General features: G+C 67.5%; 14 protein-coding genes and 1 pseudogene. 3 read left to right on the top strand and 12 right to left on the bottom strand.

All coding sequences use genetic code 11. The features are described from left to right. Positions 1–28: 28 nt before the first annotated feature. Together ASF98_RS07010 and ASF98_RS07005 are read left to right on the top strand one after the other, a co-directional pair. Positions 29–2,500, top strand: coding sequence for a Tex family protein (locus ASF98_RS07010; protein ID WP_055799506.1), 2,472 nt, complete (start codon positions 29–31; stop codon positions 2,498–2,500). A gap of 62 nt (positions 2,501–2,562) precedes the next feature. Further along, the gene (locus tag ASF98_RS07005; RefSeq protein ID WP_055799407.1) at positions 2,563–4,392 is read left to right on the top strand and encodes a gamma-glutamyltransferase family protein; all 1,830 of its coding nucleotides are present in this window, start codon (positions 2,563–2,565) and stop codon (positions 4,390–4,392) included. A gap of 174 nt (positions 4,393–4,566) precedes the next feature. Here the strand turns inward: ASF98_RS07005 and ASF98_RS07000 are convergent. The 8 genes and pseudogenes from ASF98_RS07000 to ASF98_RS06965 form a co-directional block, all read right to left on the bottom strand. Then, positions 4,567–6,255, bottom strand: a pseudogene (locus ASF98_RS07000) (DUF222 domain-containing protein). A 177-nt stretch (positions 6,256–6,432) separates the two neighbouring features. Next, positions 6,433–7,461 carry a DUF4862 family protein gene (locus ASF98_RS06995; RefSeq protein WP_055799404.1) on the bottom strand — a complete coding sequence of 343 codons (1,029 nt, stop codon included), beginning with the start codon at positions 7,459–7,461 and terminating at the stop codon, positions 6,433–6,435. Then, positions 7,458–8,195, bottom strand: coding sequence for a fumarylacetoacetate hydrolase family protein (locus ASF98_RS06990; protein ID WP_055799402.1), 738 nt, complete (start codon positions 8,193–8,195; stop codon positions 7,458–7,460). Before ASF98_RS06990 ends, ASF98_RS06995 begins: the two co-directional genes overlap by 4 nt. After that, positions 8,195–8,944 (bottom strand): amino acid ABC transporter ATP-binding protein, encoded by a 750-nt coding sequence (locus ASF98_RS06985; RefSeq protein ID WP_055799399.1) that lies wholly within the window; start codon positions 8,942–8,944, stop codon positions 8,195–8,197. Before ASF98_RS06985 ends, ASF98_RS06990 begins: the two co-directional genes overlap by 1 nt. After that, the gene (locus tag ASF98_RS06980) at positions 8,941–9,642 is read right to left on the bottom strand and encodes an amino acid ABC transporter permease (protein WP_055799396.1); all 702 of its coding nucleotides are present in this window, start codon (positions 9,640–9,642) and stop codon (positions 8,941–8,943) included. The genes ASF98_RS06985 and ASF98_RS06980 overlap by 4 nt, the downstream gene beginning before the upstream one ends. A gap of 8 nt (positions 9,643–9,650) precedes the next feature. Further along, positions 9,651–10,448: a transporter substrate-binding domain-containing protein gene (locus tag ASF98_RS06975; RefSeq protein ID WP_055799392.1), complete on the bottom strand. Its 798-nt coding sequence runs from the start codon at positions 10,446–10,448 to the stop codon at positions 9,651–9,653. 235 nt (positions 10,449–10,683) lie between these two features. After that, complete coding sequence (locus tag ASF98_RS06970; RefSeq protein WP_055799387.1) at positions 10,684–12,132, bottom strand: amidase; 1,449 nt, start codon at positions 12,130–12,132, stop codon at positions 10,684–10,686. Further along, positions 12,129–12,833: a GntR family transcriptional regulator gene (locus ASF98_RS06965; protein WP_055799384.1), complete on the bottom strand. Its 705-nt coding sequence runs from the start codon at positions 12,831–12,833 to the stop codon at positions 12,129–12,131. The genes ASF98_RS06970 and ASF98_RS06965 overlap by 4 nt, the downstream gene beginning before the upstream one ends. Before the next feature lie 136 nt (positions 12,834–12,969). On the opposite strand from ASF98_RS06965, the gene ASF98_RS06960 reads away from it, so the two are divergent. Next, a complete protein-coding gene (locus tag ASF98_RS06960) occupies positions 12,970–14,004 on the top strand; it encodes a bile acid:sodium symporter family protein (protein WP_055799381.1) in 1,035 nt (344 codons plus the stop codon). A gap of 82 nt (positions 14,005–14,086) precedes the next feature. On the opposite strand, the gene ASF98_RS06955 is transcribed toward ASF98_RS06960, so the two are convergent. From ASF98_RS06955 to ASF98_RS06940, 4 genes are all read right to left on the bottom strand, one after another. Further along, positions 14,087–14,764, bottom strand: coding sequence for a DUF2071 domain-containing protein (locus ASF98_RS06955; RefSeq protein ID WP_055799503.1), 678 nt, complete (start codon positions 14,762–14,764; stop codon positions 14,087–14,089). Between the two features lie 68 nt (positions 14,765–14,832). Continuing rightward, positions 14,833–15,240, bottom strand: a complete 408-nt coding sequence (locus ASF98_RS06950; protein WP_055799378.1) for a DUF1622 domain-containing protein — start codon at positions 15,238–15,240, stop codon at positions 14,833–14,835. 79 nt (positions 15,241–15,319) lie between these two features. Then, positions 15,320–16,243: an NAD-dependent epimerase/dehydratase family protein gene (locus ASF98_RS06945; RefSeq protein ID WP_055799375.1), complete on the bottom strand. Its 924-nt coding sequence runs from the start codon at positions 16,241–16,243 to the stop codon at positions 15,320–15,322. 81 nt (positions 16,244–16,324) lie between these two features. Beyond that, positions 16,325–17,230: an MSMEG_6728 family protein gene (locus ASF98_RS06940; RefSeq protein WP_055799373.1), complete on the bottom strand. Its 906-nt coding sequence runs from the start codon at positions 17,228–17,230 to the stop codon at positions 16,325–16,327. Positions 17,231–17,334 lie beyond the last annotated feature (104 nt).

Below are 17,334 nucleotides of genomic sequence, written 5' to 3'. Positions count from 1 at the left end.
CACAACACCGGCCAGCCCGGTCACCACCATGTCTGCCGGCTCAACTGCCGAGCACATCGCGGCCCAGATCGCCGGCGAGCTGGGGGTCAAGGCGTGGCAGGTGAAGGCCGCGGTGGAACTGTTCGACGGCGGCTCGACCGTTCCCTTCATCGCCCGGTACCGCAAGGAAGCCACCGGGACGCTGGACGACACCCAGCTCCGCGACCTCGAGGAGCGGCTCCGGTACCTTCGCGAACTGGAGGACCGCCGTCGGACCGTCCTGGAGGCGATCGCCGCGCAAGGCAAGCTGACGCCGGAACTGCAAGCCGCCGTCGTCGGCGCCGATACCAAATCCCGGTTGGAAGACATCTACCTTCCCTTCAAAACCAAGCGGCGGACCAAGGCCCAGATCGCCCGTGAGGCGGGTCTCGAGCCGCTCGCGGATGCCCTTCTCAAGCGCCCGGAACTGGACCCGGAGCGCGAGGCCGCCAAGTATTTGAACGCTGAACATTCCATCGAGGACGCCGCGACAGCGCTGGCGGGTGCCCGGTCCATCCTCGTCGAGCGGGTGGCCCAGGACCCCGATCTCGCCGCGACCCTCCGCGAACGACTCTGGACCCAGGGCCGCATGGTGTCGCGGGTGAAGAAGGGCCAGGAGGCCGAGGGACAGAAGTTCAAGGACTACTTCGAGTTTTCGCAGGCGCCGTCCGGGATGCCGTCGCACCGTGTCCTGGCGCTGCTCCGCGGGGAAAAGGACGGGGTGCTGGAGCTGGATCTCGCCGAGGCGGAACCGTTCGACGACGCCGCCCTGGCCGCCGCCCGCGGCCGCTACGAGTCCGCCGTGGCCAGGTTCCTCGGGGTCGCGGACCGCGGCCGGCCAGCCGATGAATGGCTGCTGCAGACCGCGCAGGTGGCGTGGCGCTCGCGGGTGCTGGCCCGGCTCACGGCCGACCTGAGGGGGAGGATGTTCGCCGCAGCCGAGGACGAAGCCGTGCGGGTTTTCGCCGCAAACCTCCGCGACGTGCTGCTGGCGGCCCCGGCAGGCAACCGGGCAACCCTGGGACTGGACCCGGGACTGCGCACCGGCGTGAAGGTGGCCGTGGTGGACGGGACCGGCAAAGTGGTGGCCACCGACACGGTCTACCCGCACGCCCCGGCGCGCAAGTGGGACGAAGCCCTGGCCACGCTGGTCCGGCTGGCGCGCCAGCACGCCGTCGAACTGGTGGCGATCGGCAACGGGACGGCGTCCCGCGAGACCGACAAGCTCGCCCTCGAACTGATCAAGAAGCTGTCCGCGTCGGGAGCAGCGGCACCGGAAAAGCTGGTGGTGTCCGAAGCCGGGGCCTCGGTGTATTCGGCGTCGGCGCTTGCTGCGGCCGAGCTGCCCGGCATGGATGTCTCCCTGCGCGGGGCGGTCTCCATCGCCCGGCGCCTGCAGGATCCGCTGGCCGAGCTGGTGAAAATCGAGCCGAAGTCGATCGGCGTCGGGCAGTACCAGCACGATGTCACGGCGGCGAAGCTGGACCGCAGCCTGGATGCCGTGGTGGAGGACTGCGTCAACGCGGTGGGAGTGGCCGTCAACACGGCGTCGCCTGCGCTGCTGAGCCGCGTCGCCGGCGTCGGGCCGCTGCTGAGCGAGAACATCGTGGCGTACCGGAACGAGCACGGACCGTTCGCCAAGCGCAGTGATCTGAAGAAGGTGCCGCGGCTGGGGGCCAAGGCGTTCGAGCAGTGCGCCGGGTTCCTCCGGATCACCGGGGGAGCGGAGCCGCTGGACGCTTCGAGCGTGCACCCGGAAGCCTACCCCGTGGCGCGGAAGATCCTGGCGGCCGCAGGCGGCGGAAAGTCAGCTGCCGGGAAGGCAGCTCTTAGCGGGTCCGGTGCCGGCAGCCTGGCTTCGCTCAACGCGCAGGATTTCGTGGAGGGCGCCTTCGGACTGCCCACGGTCCAGGACATCTTTTCCGAACTGGAGAAGCCCGGACGGGACCCGCGGCCGGCCTTTGCAGCCGCCAAGTTCTCGGAAGGGATCGAGAAGATCTCCGACCTCCGTCCCGGGATGATCCTGGAGGGAACCGTCACCAACGTGGCCGCGTTCGGGGCGTTCGTGGATGTCGGAGTGCACCAGGACGGACTGGTGCATGTGTCCGCACTGGCCAACCGCTTCGTGTCTGATCCACGCGAGGTGGTGAAGTCCGGCCAGGTGGTGCGGGTGAAGGTTCTTGAGGCCGACCCGGAGCGGAAGCGCATCTCGCTCACGTTGAGGCTCGACGACGAACCGGCACCTGCCGGTGGCCGGCCGACTGCCGCGGCGGGCAGGCCGGCTGCTTCCGGTCGGCAGGCCAGTGCACCACGGCAGGGGAGCGGGGCACCCCGTCAGGGGAGCGACGCCAAACCGCCACGGAGTAGCGACCGTCAGCCGCGGAGAGACAGCGCCGACGCCAAACGGACGCCGCCGCCCAAGCCCGCTCCGGTCAACACGGCCATGGCCGAGGCGCTGCGGAAGGCCGGCTTGGGCAAGTAGCCGCCATCGACCGTCGCGGTGAGTCCCTCCTGCGGCTGGCGGCCGTGGCTACAGTGGTCCCCATGACCTTTACCCGGCCTGAGCCTTTCATCACGCGCCCCACCCTGCGGGGAACCTTCGGGATGTCCGCCTCGACGCATTGGCTTGCGACGGCGGCTGCCCAGTCGGTGCTGGAACGGGGCGGGAACGCGTTCGACGCCGCCACCGCAGGGGCGTTTGTGCTCCACGTCGTTGAGCCGCACCTGAACGGTCCGGGCGGGGACATGACCGCGGTGTTTGTCACCGCTGCGGAACCGGGCAAGCCGGTGGTCCTGATGGGGCAAGGGCCGGCTCCCGCGGGAGCAACGGCGGAGCACTATCGTTCGGAGGGCTTGGAACTAGTGCCCGGTTCGGGCGCCTTGGCCGCAGCGGTACCTGCCGCCGTCGACGCATGGCTCCTTTTGCTGCGCGACTACGGAACGTGGGAACTGCCGGCGGTGCTGGAGTTCGCGATCGGGTACGCCCGCGACGGCCATCCGGTGCTGGGACGGGTGGGTGCGACAATCGCGGCGGTTTCCGAACTGTTCCGGGAGCACTGGCCCACGTCGGCCGAACTGTGGATGCCGGATGGCCGCATCCCTGCGGAGGGGGAGCTGGTCCGGAATCCGGCCCACGCGCGGACCCTTGTGCGTCTGGCGGAGGCCGGGGTCTCAGAGTCCACTCGGGAAGCGCGCATCGACGCCGCCCGCCGCGAATGGCACGAGGGTTTTGTCGCAGCGGCGATGGTGCAGTCCGTGCAGACGCCGCACCGGCATTCATCCGGCACCGACCATCGGGGCGTGCTGTCACTGAATGACCTGGCAGCCTTCGAGGCAGGCTACGAGCCCGCTGCGACTCTTCAGTTCCGGGGGCACACGGTCGCCAAAACAGGCCCGTGGGGCCAGGGTCCGGCGCTGCTGCAAACCCTTGCGATCCTGGAAGGATTCGCCGACGACTACCTCGACCCGTCCACCGAACTCGGCGCGCACACGATCCTCGAGGCCCAGAAGCTGGCGCTCGCCGACCGGGAGGCCTACTACGGCGACACTGACGTTCCGCTCGACCATCTGCTGTCCCCCGGGTACGCCGCGGAGCGCCGTGCGTTGATCACGGAGCAGGCGTCGCATGAGTTCCGGCCCGGCCGGGTTCCCGGGCGAGAACCGTTTACTCCGCCGCTCCGGAGGGAGTACGTGCCGCCGGCGCTTGTGAACGACGACGACGGGCCGGGCTTACGCGGGAACGGCGCCGGCGTGGGGGAACCGACCGTGCTGGCAACCGGCGAGACGCGCGGCGACACCTGCCATCTCGACGTGGTGGACCGCTGGGGAAACATGATTTCGGCGACTCCGTCAGGCGGCTGGCTGCAGTCATCCCCGGCGATTCCCGAGCTGGGCTTCTGCCTGGGAACGCGGCTGCAGATGACCTGGCTCGAACCCGGAACGCCGTCAACGCTCACTCCGGGGAAGCGCCCCCGCACCACCCTGACGCCGACCCTCGTGCTTCGGAACGGCACGGCTGTCACCGCACTGGGCTCTCCGGGCGGCGACCAGCAGGACCAGTGGCAGCTGCCGTACCTGCTGCGGACCATCGTGGGCGGCTACTCCCCGCAACAGGCCATCGATGCGCCGACGTTCCATACGACTTCGATGCCGGGGTCGTTCTGGCCCCGCACCTGGGAGCCGGGCGGCGCAGTCGTGGAGGACCGGCTGGGTGAGGACGTCATTGCGGGCCTGGAACGTCGCGGTCACCGGATCACGCGGGCAGGCGGCTGGACGCTGGGAAGGCTGTCCGCCGTTGTGCGCGATCCACTGACGGGAGTCCTGCAGGCCGCAGCGAACCCCCGCGGCGCGCAAGGCTACGCGGCGGGGCGGTAGCCGTTCCGCACGGGGTGTCTCCGCCCTTTGATTCTTGAAGGGCAACCACGTCACTTCACCAAGCGCGAACGGTCACTTGCCGCCCGGCCCGCCCCGGAACGGCTCCGGGGGCGCGCTTTGGTCTGCCACCGCCGAGATATGCGCCCGTGCGTGATTGGTCCTGGTCGCTCAGCGTCAGGCTGAAAGCAAGGTTGTGAAGTAGGTGTTTCGTCGGGGGACCTGTCGTGGGTCGATGTGGGGTGGCGGGATGAACCAGGGGATCCCGGTTTTGACGTGGATCTGCCACTGTTCCTTGTGGATCAGGTGGTGGTGATGGCTGCAGAGCAGGCCCGGTTTTGACGTGGATCTGCCACTGTTCCTTGTGGATCAGGTGGTGGTGATGGCTGCAGAGCAGGGTGCCGTTGTCTGTGCTGGTGGTTCCGCCGTGTGACCAGTAAGAGATGTGGTGGGCTTCGCACCAGGGTGCGGGGATGGTGCAGCCCGGGAAGGCGCAGCCCTGGTCGTGGGCGGTGAGGGCTTTGCGGATGTGGGGCGGGAAGACCCTGGTGGTGCGGCCGATGTCGAGGATCCTGCCCTGGCTGCCGAGCAGGACGGGGATGATGTCCGCATCGCAGGCGATCTTGCGGACGGTGGCGGCGGTGACGGGGCCGGTGAACGTGAACGAGCCTGTGCCCGTGCCCGGGATGCCGTTAGCTGCGCCCGCGCTCGTCCCGGTGTCTACGCCTGATCGGGAGCGTGGTCCTTGGGCGGTGGCGTCCTCGAGGTTCTCCAGCTGGTCGAGGAGGTCGCCGTAGTCGATGGTGACCATAACCTGCGGGCGGAGCCCGCCCGCGGCAGGGAGCGCACCGGTGGTCAGGGCTGCTTTGCAGGCGCCGACAAGGCCGTCCAGGAGCTGCTGGGGACGGGTGCGCTGGTCCAGGTCCGGCTCGCCTGGTTGGGTGCGGGGGTTGGTTGCCGTGTTCATCACGGTCAGGAGGGGTTCGTACTGGTCCGCAGTGGCGAAGAATTCCACGTGGTGCAGTCCCCGCCGGGGCTTCCGGATTAACGCTCCCTGGCGGTGCCGGAGCTCCTCCTCGGTGGGTTCGGACCCGTCCTGGTCGATCGCCTCCGTCCACTGCCGGGCGACCCGGGCCACGAAACGAAGTCGGTGTCCTGCTCCGTCGCGGTGTGGGTCAGGGCGTGTTCCATCCTGGCGGTGGTGTCTTCGGCGGCGTGGTGGCGGACCCGGTCTAACGCCAGGGTGATGATGGTCGCGGACCGGGAGCCCACGGTCCCGGATGCCACGGCGGCCGCGAGTTCGGGCCGTTCCGCCGGTTGGGGGTGCCCGGTTATCCCGGTCCTGGGCAGGACCGCCTCCGCCAGTGCCAGCCGGCGGCGGGCTTCGCCGGTACCGATCCGCAGCCTCGCGCGGAGAAACTCTGTGGTGTTCCGGCACCCGTCATCGGCCGGGTCCGGTTCTGTGGGGTCCGGAGCTTCGTTACACACCGCCGTCTCGGCAACGTGGTCCTCATCCGCCGGGCTGGTGGCCCAGCCGATGGGCCCGTGCACGGCAGTCTCGTTACCCCATCCGGTGGTCCAGCCAACCGCGGAACCCGAGCCGGCCCGCGCAGCAGCCGAGGCCTGGCGGCGGGTYCGSTCCACRGCCCCGGCGGCGACCACCTGCAGGTATTCCAGGGTCCGGGCGATGTCCTCAACGTTCGCCGCGAAATCGGCAGCCTCCCGGAAGCCCATCACCCCGGCGTCCTCGACCGCTGTCGAACTCAAAGCCCCGAGCAGCGCAAGGATCCGGGGAAGATCACCGGACCCGCCGCCGTCGGACGCCAACGCCTGAGAAGACTGCAGACTGGCGGGGACACTGCGCAGGCCCGGAACGGAGGCAACCCGAACAGCAGAAGCGGCGGCGGGCAGTGCCGCCCACCGCAACGCCCTCCTGCTGCGAGTTCCCCCAAGACCTCCATGGGACAACTCTCCCAGCGACCTACGACAAAATAGCGTCTCCAAGTGGGCCGAAGCCGCTACCGCCTTGAAAGAGCCTTCGTCTCAGAACCCGGCCTCGCACACCGCAGCGATGGATCCCGAAACGACGGCAATGCGCTGTTCCACGTTCGCGCTGCGGGGTGCCGAAACCTTCAGGCCGCGGTACGGACGGCTGGGGCCCAGACCGTTGCTCATCCCGGCACCGGCGGTAACCGTAAACTCCCGGATCCGGTCCGCAGTCAACAGGGAACGGGGCTCCAGCGGGGCGGGAGGGAGGTGCGTGTCGTCCCAGGCGCGGCCGAACGCCGTATCAACCGGCGAGCATCCGGAAAGCACGACGCCGGCCAATACCCCAGCGTCGGTGGCCAGTTTCAGGTGCCGGCTGGGCGCGCTGACATCCTGCTGTTCAATCACGGAGCGCGCCCAGTTCACCGCAAGGCCGACGCCGGCATCGGCTGCCGTGATCGCCTCGATTTCCGCTTCCAAAGGCAGGAATCCCTTGATCCACGGTTTGTTGCCGAGCGCGGCGTCGCAGTGTTCCAGCACGGGCCGGGCGCCGTCCCAGGCGTAGCCGGCCAGCTCAGCCAACGACGCTCTTAGCGCGCCGGCTGACGCGCTGGCAGCGGACACACCAGCGGAAGGCCGGGGTGCACTGAACAGGTGAACCGCGCGCACGGCCTGCCGTCCAACGGCATCATTGAGGCTGCGAACAGCCTCAGCCGTCCGAAACACCGCAGCTAACGCCGCCTGCCGTCCACCGGTGTCCTTGGAGGCGAGCCCAAAAGCCGGCTCCCGACCCAATCGGTCCATGGTGTCCGGGATGGTGGTGACAGTAAAAGCCAAGTGTTGCGGCAGGTGCCGTACAGCGCGAAGTAACCAGCCGCCGTCGTACTTATGCAATGCGCCACCAGGCAGCCCTCCGCTACCGGAGGCACTGCCTCCAACGGATCCATAGAACGGAATCTCCAGCCCGGCCACGTAGGGGAGTGCGCCGACCGCGGACAGGTAGGCCGCCTCGTCCGACGGGTGCCACGAATCGATGGCGGGCGCGGCCGCGTAGGCGCTCAGGATCAGCCCCGGCGAAGAATTCACACCCGCGCCATCCGGTCCGAAGGCACCCTTGCGGCCACGGGATTGGTCAGGAGACCGACGCCACCGACCTCGACCGAAACCGTGTCGCCCGGCTGGAGCTCCAGGACGGATTCGTCAGGTGCGAAGGGTGTTCCCGTGAGGATCACGTCGCCCGGATACAGGGTCATGAACCGGGAACAGAACATCATTAGTTCAGCCACCGAAAACACCATGCTGGCCGTGGTCGAGTCCTGAACGACAGCGCCGTTGATCCGCGTGACGATGCTCAGCGACTGCAGCTCCGGCAGTTCATCGAGGGTCACGAGCTCAGGTCCCAGCGGACAAAACGTGTCCAGGCTCTTGCCCCGGGTGGACTGGATGTCGGCCGCCTGAAGGTCCCGCGCCGAAACGTCGTTTGCCACCGTCACACCGGCGATTGCCTTGAGCGCCTCTTCCGGGCTGTGGGCGTCCTTTAGCAGGCGGCCGACGACGACGGCGAGCTCACCTTCGCAGACCACCGTTCCGGCAATCACGGGGTCCAGGACGATCGGCTGGCCGTCCCCGGCCAGGCTACCGGGGAACTTGCCAAACACCAGGGGAATGCGACCCGCGGCCGGCCGGGGCCCATCAGGCCAGTAGTTCTCGCCGATGCCTATGAGCTGGCCTGGAATGCGGACTCCCGGCAGCGCCTCGGACTCCAGAAACGGACGCGCGCCGAGGGAAGCCGCAACCAGGGTGAGCGGATGGCGTGCCATCAGTGGCTTAGGTGGGATGCGTAGACGCGGAGCCGCGGGTGCTGGAACACCTCGTCCGGCGGCCCTTCCGCCACGATGCCGCCATGTTCCATGAAGATCACCCGGTCCGCCACCTCGCGGGCGAACTTCATCTCGTGGGTCACGATCACCATGGTCATGCCGGTTTTCGCCAGCTTGGCCATGATGTCCAGGACCTCGTTGACCAGCTCAGGGTCCAAAGCGGACGTGGGCTCGTCAAACAGGATTGCCTTGGGCTCCATCATCAGCGCCCGGCAGATGGCCACACGCTGCTGCTGCCCTCCGGAAAGGTCTGCCGGGTAGGCGTCCGCCTTTTCCTCGAGGCCCACCGAGCGCAGTTTCTCCAGTGCACGGGGTTCGGCGACGGCGCGCTTCTCGCGTTTGGAGATGACGGGACCCTCAAGGAGGTTGTCCAGGACGGTCCGGTGCGGCCACAGGTTGAACTGCTGGAACACCATGGAGATTTCCCGCCGCAGCCAGGTCAGCCGGAACTGGTCCAGCACACCCAGCTTTCCGCGCGAATTCGGCGTGTAGAACACCTGCCGGCCGTCCACGTGGATGCGCCCGGAATCAGGGACTTCCAGCATGTTGATGCAGCGCAGGAGCGTGCTCTTGCCGGCGCCGCTGGGGCCGATGATGGCCACCACCTCGCCCGGCAGGATGCGCAGGTCCACGTCTTTGAGTACTTCGCGGGAACCGTAGCTCTTGGTCAATCCGGTGATGCTGATCATGCCATGCTCCCTACGGTCTCGCGGAGTGATTTCGTGGTGCCCATTTTTCGGCCGGTCTTCTTTTCGATGATGATCTGGAGGGCCATCAGGAGGCTGGTCATGGCCAGGTACATCGCAGCCACGACGCCCAGCGTCTCCATGACGTTGTACGTGGAGTTATAGGCCTTCTGCCCCTGAAGCATCAGGTCGGGGACCGTGATCACCGAAATCTGGGCCGACTCCTTGAGCATGATGATGCAGTTGTTGATGTACGGCGGGGTCATCAGGCGGATGCCCTCGGGGCCGGTGACGCGGAGGAACTTCTGCAGCGGGTTCATGCCGACGGAGTCGGCTGCTTCCAGGTGTCCGGTGTTGACGGACTTGAGCCCGGCCCTGATGATTTCCGAGAAGAACGACGCCGAGTTCAGGCTCATGGCGATCAGGCCCGCCGAGAACGCGTCCAGTGTCAGTCCGAACGGCTTCGTGTAATAGAAGAAGAACAGCGAAAGCATCAGCGGAAGGCCCCGGAAGAACCAGACGTACGCCGCTGCGAAGATGCGCAGGGCGCGGATCCGCGAGAGCCGCAGCGTGGCGATCACGTATCCCAAAACGGTGGCGCAGACGATGGCCGCGGCGACGATCCCCAGTGTTGTCAGGGCGCCGTTCAGGAAGATGGGGAAATATTCGGCTGCTACAGAGCCGGGCTCAGGGATATTCATGGCGGCAGTTACTCCGGGATTGCCACGGTGAAGCCGAACCACTTCTGGTTCAGTTTCTCCAGGGTGCCGTCCGCCTTCAGTTCGGCGATGATCTTGTCCACCTTGGGCTTCATCTCGGTGTCGCTCTTGGGAAGTCCGACGCCGGCGGGCTTGGTTCCGTACACCTCGCCCAGGATTTTCAGGTCCGCTGCGAGCGGGGAGTTCTTCATGAAGTTCTCCGCGGCGATCCGGCCGGTGGCAAAGACGTCGATGCGTCCGGCGGCGACGTCGGCGAAGCCTTCAGGGGCGCCGGGGTAGGCCTTGAGCTCGGTGAACCCGCCGATGCCTTTGACGTCTGATTCAGTGCCGGAGCCGCCGATTGCGCCCACTTTGAAGCCGTCCAGTTTGCTGACGTCCTGGACTGAGCTGTTGTTCTTGGACACCACTGCCACTGCGCCGTCGGCGAGGTAGGGAGCGGAGAAGGTGATGGACTGCTTGCGCGGTTCAGTCATGGTGAGGCCTGACATCACGGCGTCGAACTTCCCGCTGTTCAGCCCCGGGAGAAGTCCGGACAGCTGACCCTCAACGAATTCTGCTTCCATGCCGAGTTTGTCCGCGATCATGGTGCCCACTTCAATATCGAAGCCGGTGAGCTTGCCGCCCTCGGAGAAAGTAATGGGGCGGAACGTGCCGCTCGTGGCGATGGTGAACTTTTCCTTCGCGGCCGTGCCTGCGGAGGCGGTGCTACTGGCTGAGCAGCCGCTCGCAGCGAGGGCCAGAGCGGCCAGAGTGGCGACGACGGCGGCTTTGCTAGTGCGTGAAAACATGCGTTGCTTCCCACTTTCAGTGATCCAGGTGCCAGTGATGATTGCCTGACAGCTAAGACGCTATGGGTTCCGTGTGTCCGGGAATGGCCTGCTTCGTTTCCGAGATGTTAATTATGAATTCTGTAGACAATTTTACAAATTAGGGAACCTGGAGCCCGCTGCGGCAGCCCCGTTGGCAGCCTGTCGGCAACGCAGACGTGCCCCGCAGGCGTGCCCCGAATCGGGCATGGGAACCTCAGATATCCAGGCTCTCCAGCACGACGGCGAAGTCCAACGCAGTCAGTTCGCCGCCCGGCCCGGCCACAATTTGCACGGACAGCGGCAGGCCCTCGTTGGACAACCCGACCGGCAAGGACACCGCAGGGCATCCGGTCAGCGTGACGGCCCGGCAATGCCCCATGATTTCCCAGCCCTCGGCTGTCTGGCCGTCGATGTCCAGGCGGCCGTCGGGGTCGCCCGCGGGGCCTCCCGCCACCGGGAGCAGGGCGATGTCCACCGCCGCAAGCTGGGTCAAGGCGGCGGAGCGCGCGGAATTGGCAGCCTGCCAGGCAATCTCCACGTCGGCGGCAGTGGCAGCGAACGACGCCTGGATGGTCTGGAGGTTGGCGGCTGTTACGCCGTCTTCGCGTCCCTTGACGGCCGCGGCATGGTCCACCATGGGATCCACGGCCCGAAGCCGGTTGTAGGGTGGCAGGCAGTCCGCGAACAGGTCCGGCTGGTGCCGGACCGTGTGGCCGTCGCCCGCCAACGCAGCGGCCAGCCGCTCTATCAGTGCCGTGACCTCCGCGCGGACGGGGCCGAGCGCGGCGCCGTCGCTCCAGGTGATCCGGAACGGGCGCCGGGAGCCCGCGGATGGCATGAGGCCTCCGGTCGATTCCTGCCGGTCGGCCACGCCACGGGCCTCGGCCCCGGACATGATGAGATACGCCGACCGCAGGTCGCGCACGGACCTGGCCATGGGGCCGATGGTCTGGAACGTACCCTGCATCCCCGGGCTCGCGGCCGGCACGGTTCCGTTCGCTCCGAAACTGCCGCCAACGCCCGGAACCTGGCCGTCCCCGGGAACAGAACCAATGCCCGGACGAAGCGCGGCGACCCCCACGCACTGGGCGGGCCAGCGGACGGAGCCGCCGAAATCGGTGCCGACTCCCAGCGCAGAGATGCCTGCGGCCAGCGACGCGGCCTCGCCTCCGCTGGAGCCGCCTGGCGTGTTCGCCGGAAACCGGGGGTTGCCGGTCCTGCCCAGGAGGGGGCTGTCGCACGTAACGCCGAAGGCGAACTCGGGGCAGTTGGTCTTGCCGATCAGGATCGCGTCAGCGTCCAGCAGGCGCTGGACTGCCGGCGCCGTCGTCGTCGCCACTGTGTCCGCAAACGCCTTACTGGCGCCCGTGATGGGGAGGCCGGCGACGGCGATCACGTCCTTGACGCTGAACGGCACGCCGGCCAGCGGTCCCAGTGCCTCACCGGCGGCGCGGCGGCGGTCGACGGCGGCAGCAGCGCGGGCGGCCCGGTCCCAGTCTTCGGTGATGAAAGCGTTCATAGCCCGCCCGGCCGGGGACTGGGCGCGGGTTCGGGCGGCGGCCACGACGTCGAAAGCGGTCAGCGATCCGTTCTGGACGGCTTCGGCAATGGCTGTTGCGTCCAGCATGCCCGTGTTGAGTTGTTGCAGCACTGACGCCGTCATCCCGCGATGCCTGCAGGGTGCGCCCCGGATTCCTGGCCTGCGGCCGATTCCGCGGAGCTTCCCCCGCGTTCGAGGTAGTCGCGTTCGCCGTGCTCTTCGAACTCGCGGCGAATACGCTCAGCATCTCCGGACCGCAGGCATGCGAGCAAAGCCGCATGCCGGTCGCAGCCCTTGCTGAGGTCGCCCTTGGTGCGGGCCTCGCTGATTACGTTGGCTGCCATGCACAGCTGCATCTGAAGCATGAGGGAACGGTAGGCATCTGTCAGCCGGCGGTGGCCGGCAGCTTCCACGAGTGCCGTGTGGAAGTCAACGTTGGCCTGCACCACGGTGGCTTGGTCGCCGCGCTTGGCGGCGGCCCTCATGGTGGTCATGATCGGATCCAAGGCCGGGTAGGCGGACGGGTCTTTCCTGGCGAGCAGGAGGTCCAGGGCAAACATTTCCAGTGCCCGCCGGAGTGAGTAGATCTCGTTGATGTCCGACTCCGTCATTTCCACCACGCGATAGCCCCGGCGCGGTGTCTGTTCGAGCAGGCCTTCACTTTCCAGCATGCGCAGTGCTTCGCGCAGGGGAGGGCGTGAGATGCCGAGCCGTTCGGCGAGCGGGGGTTCATTGAGTTTGTCGCCCGGCGCCAGCTCGCCGCTGACAATCAGCTTGCGAATCTCCTGTGCTGCGAGTGAAACAAGGCTTTCCTGGACGATCATGCTTCCAGACTACTGTCTACAGATTGTCAATCGACTCGCTCCGGCAGGAGTTTACACATCGTTAACACCGGCGGACGTTTTGTAAAAATGTCTACAGTATTCTTAAGCGGATCGTCGATGCGGAGGATGCTCATTCATGGGAATTTTGGGAATTGGAGCGGCCTCGGTCAGCAGGCGCTTCGGCTGGCTGGATCCGTTTGTGGTGCTTCTGCTGCTGACGCTGGTGGCGGCGGCGGTATTCCCGCCGCAGGGGGAGCTGGGGTCTGTCCTGGCCGCAGCCGGCGGCATAGCGGTGGCGGTGCAGTTCTTCATCAGCGGGCTGCGCCTGTCCACCTCGGCAGCAGTACAGGGGTTCAAGGCATGGCGGCTCCATCTGGTCATTGCTGCCGCCTCTTTTGTGTTCTTTCCGCTGATGGGACTCGGGGTGGCGGCGGCATCCTCCTGGTACCTGACTCATGAGCTGGTGGCCGGGCTCCTGTTCCTGACCATGCTCCCCACTGCGGTGCAAACGGCCATCACCTTCACGGGTATCGGGAGAGGCAATACGGCTGCGGCTGTTTGTGCGGCCTCCATCTCCAACCTGCTGGGGATCGTGGTGACGCCGCTGCTCGTGGCGCTGGCGTTGGGGTCCTACAGCGGGATGAATCTCGCCTCGGCTGTGAAGATTGTGCTCCAGATAGTGCTTCCGTTTGTGCTCGGACAGCTGCTCAACCGGCGGCTGGGCGGCTGGGCTGCCAGGCACGCCCTGCCCTTGAAGATCGTGGACCGCGGAGCCATCCTCCTGGTGGTCTATGCGGCCTTCGGTGCCGCCGTCGCCAACGGGCTGTGGCAAAAGCTGCCGCCCGCGCAGCTGGCCGTGACCGCCGGGATCTGCGCCCTAATGCTGGCTGTGGCCTTGACGGTGACGTCCCTGGCAAGCCGAAAAATGGGGTTTGCGCGGGCTGACTCCACCGCCATCATGTTCTGCGGATCGGAGAAGAGCCTCGCGACCGGCCTGCCCCTGTCGGCGATCCTGTTCCACGGCCCGCTGGCCGGCGTGGTGATCCTCCCGGTGATCATGTACCACGCCATGCAGCTGGTGGTGTGTGCCGCCATCGCCCGGCGCGTGGCACGAAGGCGTGCTCCCGATCCGGGCACTTCAGCCGTCCGCGAGGCCGCGGAGGTTTCCTGAGCACTCGCCCCGCAGGGAAGCGCGAACGGACACGTGCGGCCCCAATCTCCAGCCCCGCCCCCGCCGCGCCCGCCCGTCCCCTTTAAGCCCCCAGCACCCGTGGCCTGCCGAACTGCGTCCGGACGCCGGGGGAGTACAACACGGACTCGGGTGGACCCGACACCTCTAGTCCGGCGGCGCTGATCAACCCGTCTTCAAGGACCGTCAGTTCGGCGCGGTACAGGGGCCATGCCGTGTGGGTGTTCGGGATGTAGAGCGTGCGGCCGCGGAAGCGGGAGTGCAAGCCGAATCTCGCCGTCAGGTGGATGGAGAGCGGATCCGCGGCGATGTCGTCCAGCACCGGAACCACCGCAAAGTCGCTCGTCGCCCCATGCTGAAACCGGCGCACAGAATAGCCAGTCGACGGGTCTCCTGGACCGCCCCGACGGAAGTGCGCGTGCGACCACACATAGGGAATCCCGGCGGCGCGTGCGGCCAGCACCACAGCCAGCCGGTCCGCGTCCAAGCTCAGGAAGACCACGCCTCGGGTCCCGTCCGGCTCCCGTGAATACAGCCGGACGTTGATCTCGTTGAAGTCCCCGAAGAACGGCACCGCGGGCCCGCGGCCGATGCCCGCCTGCTGCATGCGGAAGCCGATCAAGCCCACCCACGCTGAGCCGTCGAATTCGTCCGGCACGACTCCGGGCGGCATGAACGCTGCAGCCGCCACGGCGGGGATGCGCCAGTGCAGGAACACGGCATCCGTCCACCGCTGGTCCATGATGACCGGGGAGGGCAGCTCGGGCGGATCCGGCCAGGGGTCGGGGAATTCCTCGGCGGACAAGGGTTTCAGCCGTCAGTGGACGAGCTCGAGGAGCCGGCGGTGGCTGCAGCGCCCGCAGGCTGTTTCTGCCAAGGCCAGCGGCCGGTGATTTCGAGCTCAAGGGAGAAGCTCAGGAAGGTCCGGATGAGCACGATGATCGCCAGCACGCCCACGCTCTCGAAGGTGGGCGTTACGGCCACCGTCCGGATGATGTCCGCCGCCACCAGGAGTTCGAGCCCCAGGAGGATGGAACGACCCAGCAGTTGCCGGTAGGAGCGGTAGACGGAAAGCGGTTCGGAACCTTCGGGCAGACGTTTCGGCTGGAACCCGCGCAGGGCCATGGGGATGGAGACGACGGCGCCGATCACCATAACGGCGACGCCGGCAAAGTCCATGAACCTGCCGACCGATTCGATGATGTGCTGGAAATCCACAGTTTCCCCTACGATGCTTCGGTCACGAACAAGGATTCGGAAACAAACAAGGCCTCAGCCGCAGGCAAGTGCAGCTGCATCACGGATGCCTGACGCCTTCGCCGGCGAGAATGGAGCGGTACCCCTCACGGAAGGTGGGGTAGGCAAACTCAAACCCGGTGCTGCGGAGCAGCGCATTGCTGCACCGCTTGTTCCCGCCCCGGGACGGCTCGCCGCCGCCGGAACCGCCACCAGCGCCACCGGAACCACCCGGAACGTCCGACGCCGGCAGCGGCAGTCCCAGCTCGTCGGCCAGGTAACGCTGTACCTCGCCGAGCTCCGCGGGATCGTTGTCCACGCCGAGGTACACGGGAGCGGGCTCGGCGGCCATGGTGCATAAATGCACGATGGCCGCGGCAGCGTCGTCCCGGTGGATGCGGTTGGTGTAGCGGGGTTCCGCCGGTGCCGTGGCGGCGCCGGACCGGACTTGGTCGATCAGCCGGGTCCGCCCCGGCCCGTAAATGCCGCCCAGCCGCAGAACCACGGGAGAGATTCCTGTGCCGAGCAGCCGCTGGTGCAGCAGATCCTCCGCCTCGCGGATGATGCGGCCGGAGAATCCGCCGGGTGCCGGCGTCGTGCTTTCATCCACCCAGCCGCCGCCGGCGTCGCCGTAAACGGCGGTGGAGGAGACGAACAACACGCGCCGAAGCAGCGAAGGTGACGCCGCGCCGTCGTGATTCCGGTCGCGGGCCAGCGCATCCAGGACGTTCGACAGCCCGTCCACGTAGGCGGCCCGGTAAGCCTCTTCGGTGGGGGAGGAGGCAGCGACGGCGACGACGACGGCGGTGGTGTCCGCCGGGATGGGCGGCAGCGGCGGGACGGTCAGGTCCGCCCTGGCACCCTCGATGGCCGCCGGAAGCTTGTCCGGCGAGCGTCGCCAGCCCACCACGCGGTGGCCGGCGGCCGCGAAACGCAGCCCGGCCTCGGTACCAAGATCGCCGCAGCCGGCCAGAAGAACAGTCATAGGGGTCAGTCTGCCAGAGCGGTGGTCCAGGCTCGGCAGCGGCGCCGCCCGCAGCTCGCCGGAGCGGCGCCGGAACCTGAGCTACGGCGCCGGAACCGGGAAGAACAGCCGCGGGTCCTGCAGCAGGGCGGGGTAGTCGAACGATGAGCGTTCCACGACCTCGGTCACCTGGAAGTTGCGGGCGAAGCGGCCGTCCACCGTAATGGGACGCCCCTGCACCTTGCCCAGCGCAAAGGTGGCGCCCCCATTGAACGGAACCGCGAGTGCCGTGTTGCCGGGGAGCGTGCGGAAGGCCTCCTCCTGCTGCTGGCGCTTCTTCGTGGGCTTCTTCACGAGCTGCTTGGGGGGCCGCTTCTTCGGGTTCTTGGCTGGGCGGCGCGAGTCGGTGTCTGCATAGACGAACTCGTATTCGTCGGCCTGGGCGGTAGCTTTCGCGGCGCGGCCAACTTCGGGGAGGCTCACGACATCCAGCTTTTCAGGGTCGGTGTCTCCCACGTTGGCCCGCAGGATCCAGAGCCGGTCGCCGACCGGATCTTCCGGGAGGAACTCGTGCCGGGGTTCGGGCCAGACATACTCCAGGTCCGCGGGCGTTCCGGGGAACAGTTCGCTGTAGAAACGGGGCTCCTTCTGCAGAAGCCGGGAGCGGTGGCTGAGGTGCAGGTCGGGCTCGCCGAGCCACGGCGGCATGGGGATCTTGGCCGCGTAGGCCGCGTGGTCGGCCTGCGGTGCGAATTCGGCGATCTTGGCGCGGGTGGTGTCTTCGCCGCCGCGGGCGATCCACTCATCAACCATTGCCAGGCCGTACATGGTCAGGGCGGGGACGTAGCCCATCCACATGCGGATGGCCGGGTGCGACTGCCAGCCGTACTCCGGGATCACCAGCGCACGCAGTGTTTGCAGCGCCTCGACACGCTGCTTGCCGAGCCGGACGCGGTCCAGGACCGCGGCGCTCTGCTGGAAATCTGGATAGGGAAGGAAAGTCTGCATCCTTCAAGTGTGGAGGTGCCGGGGTCCCAGACCAAATGCCGACGACGGCGGCGCACCGCCCCCGCGCCGGCCGTTGAGCCGGCCGTTGGTCGGGTAGGCTGTCA

The organism is Arthrobacter sp. Leaf337 (genome assembly GCF_001423745.1).
Classification (GTDB): Bacteria; Actinomycetota; Actinomycetes; order Actinomycetales; family Micrococcaceae; genus Arthrobacter.
This window is presented reverse-complemented; position numbering and strand designations above follow the sequence as displayed.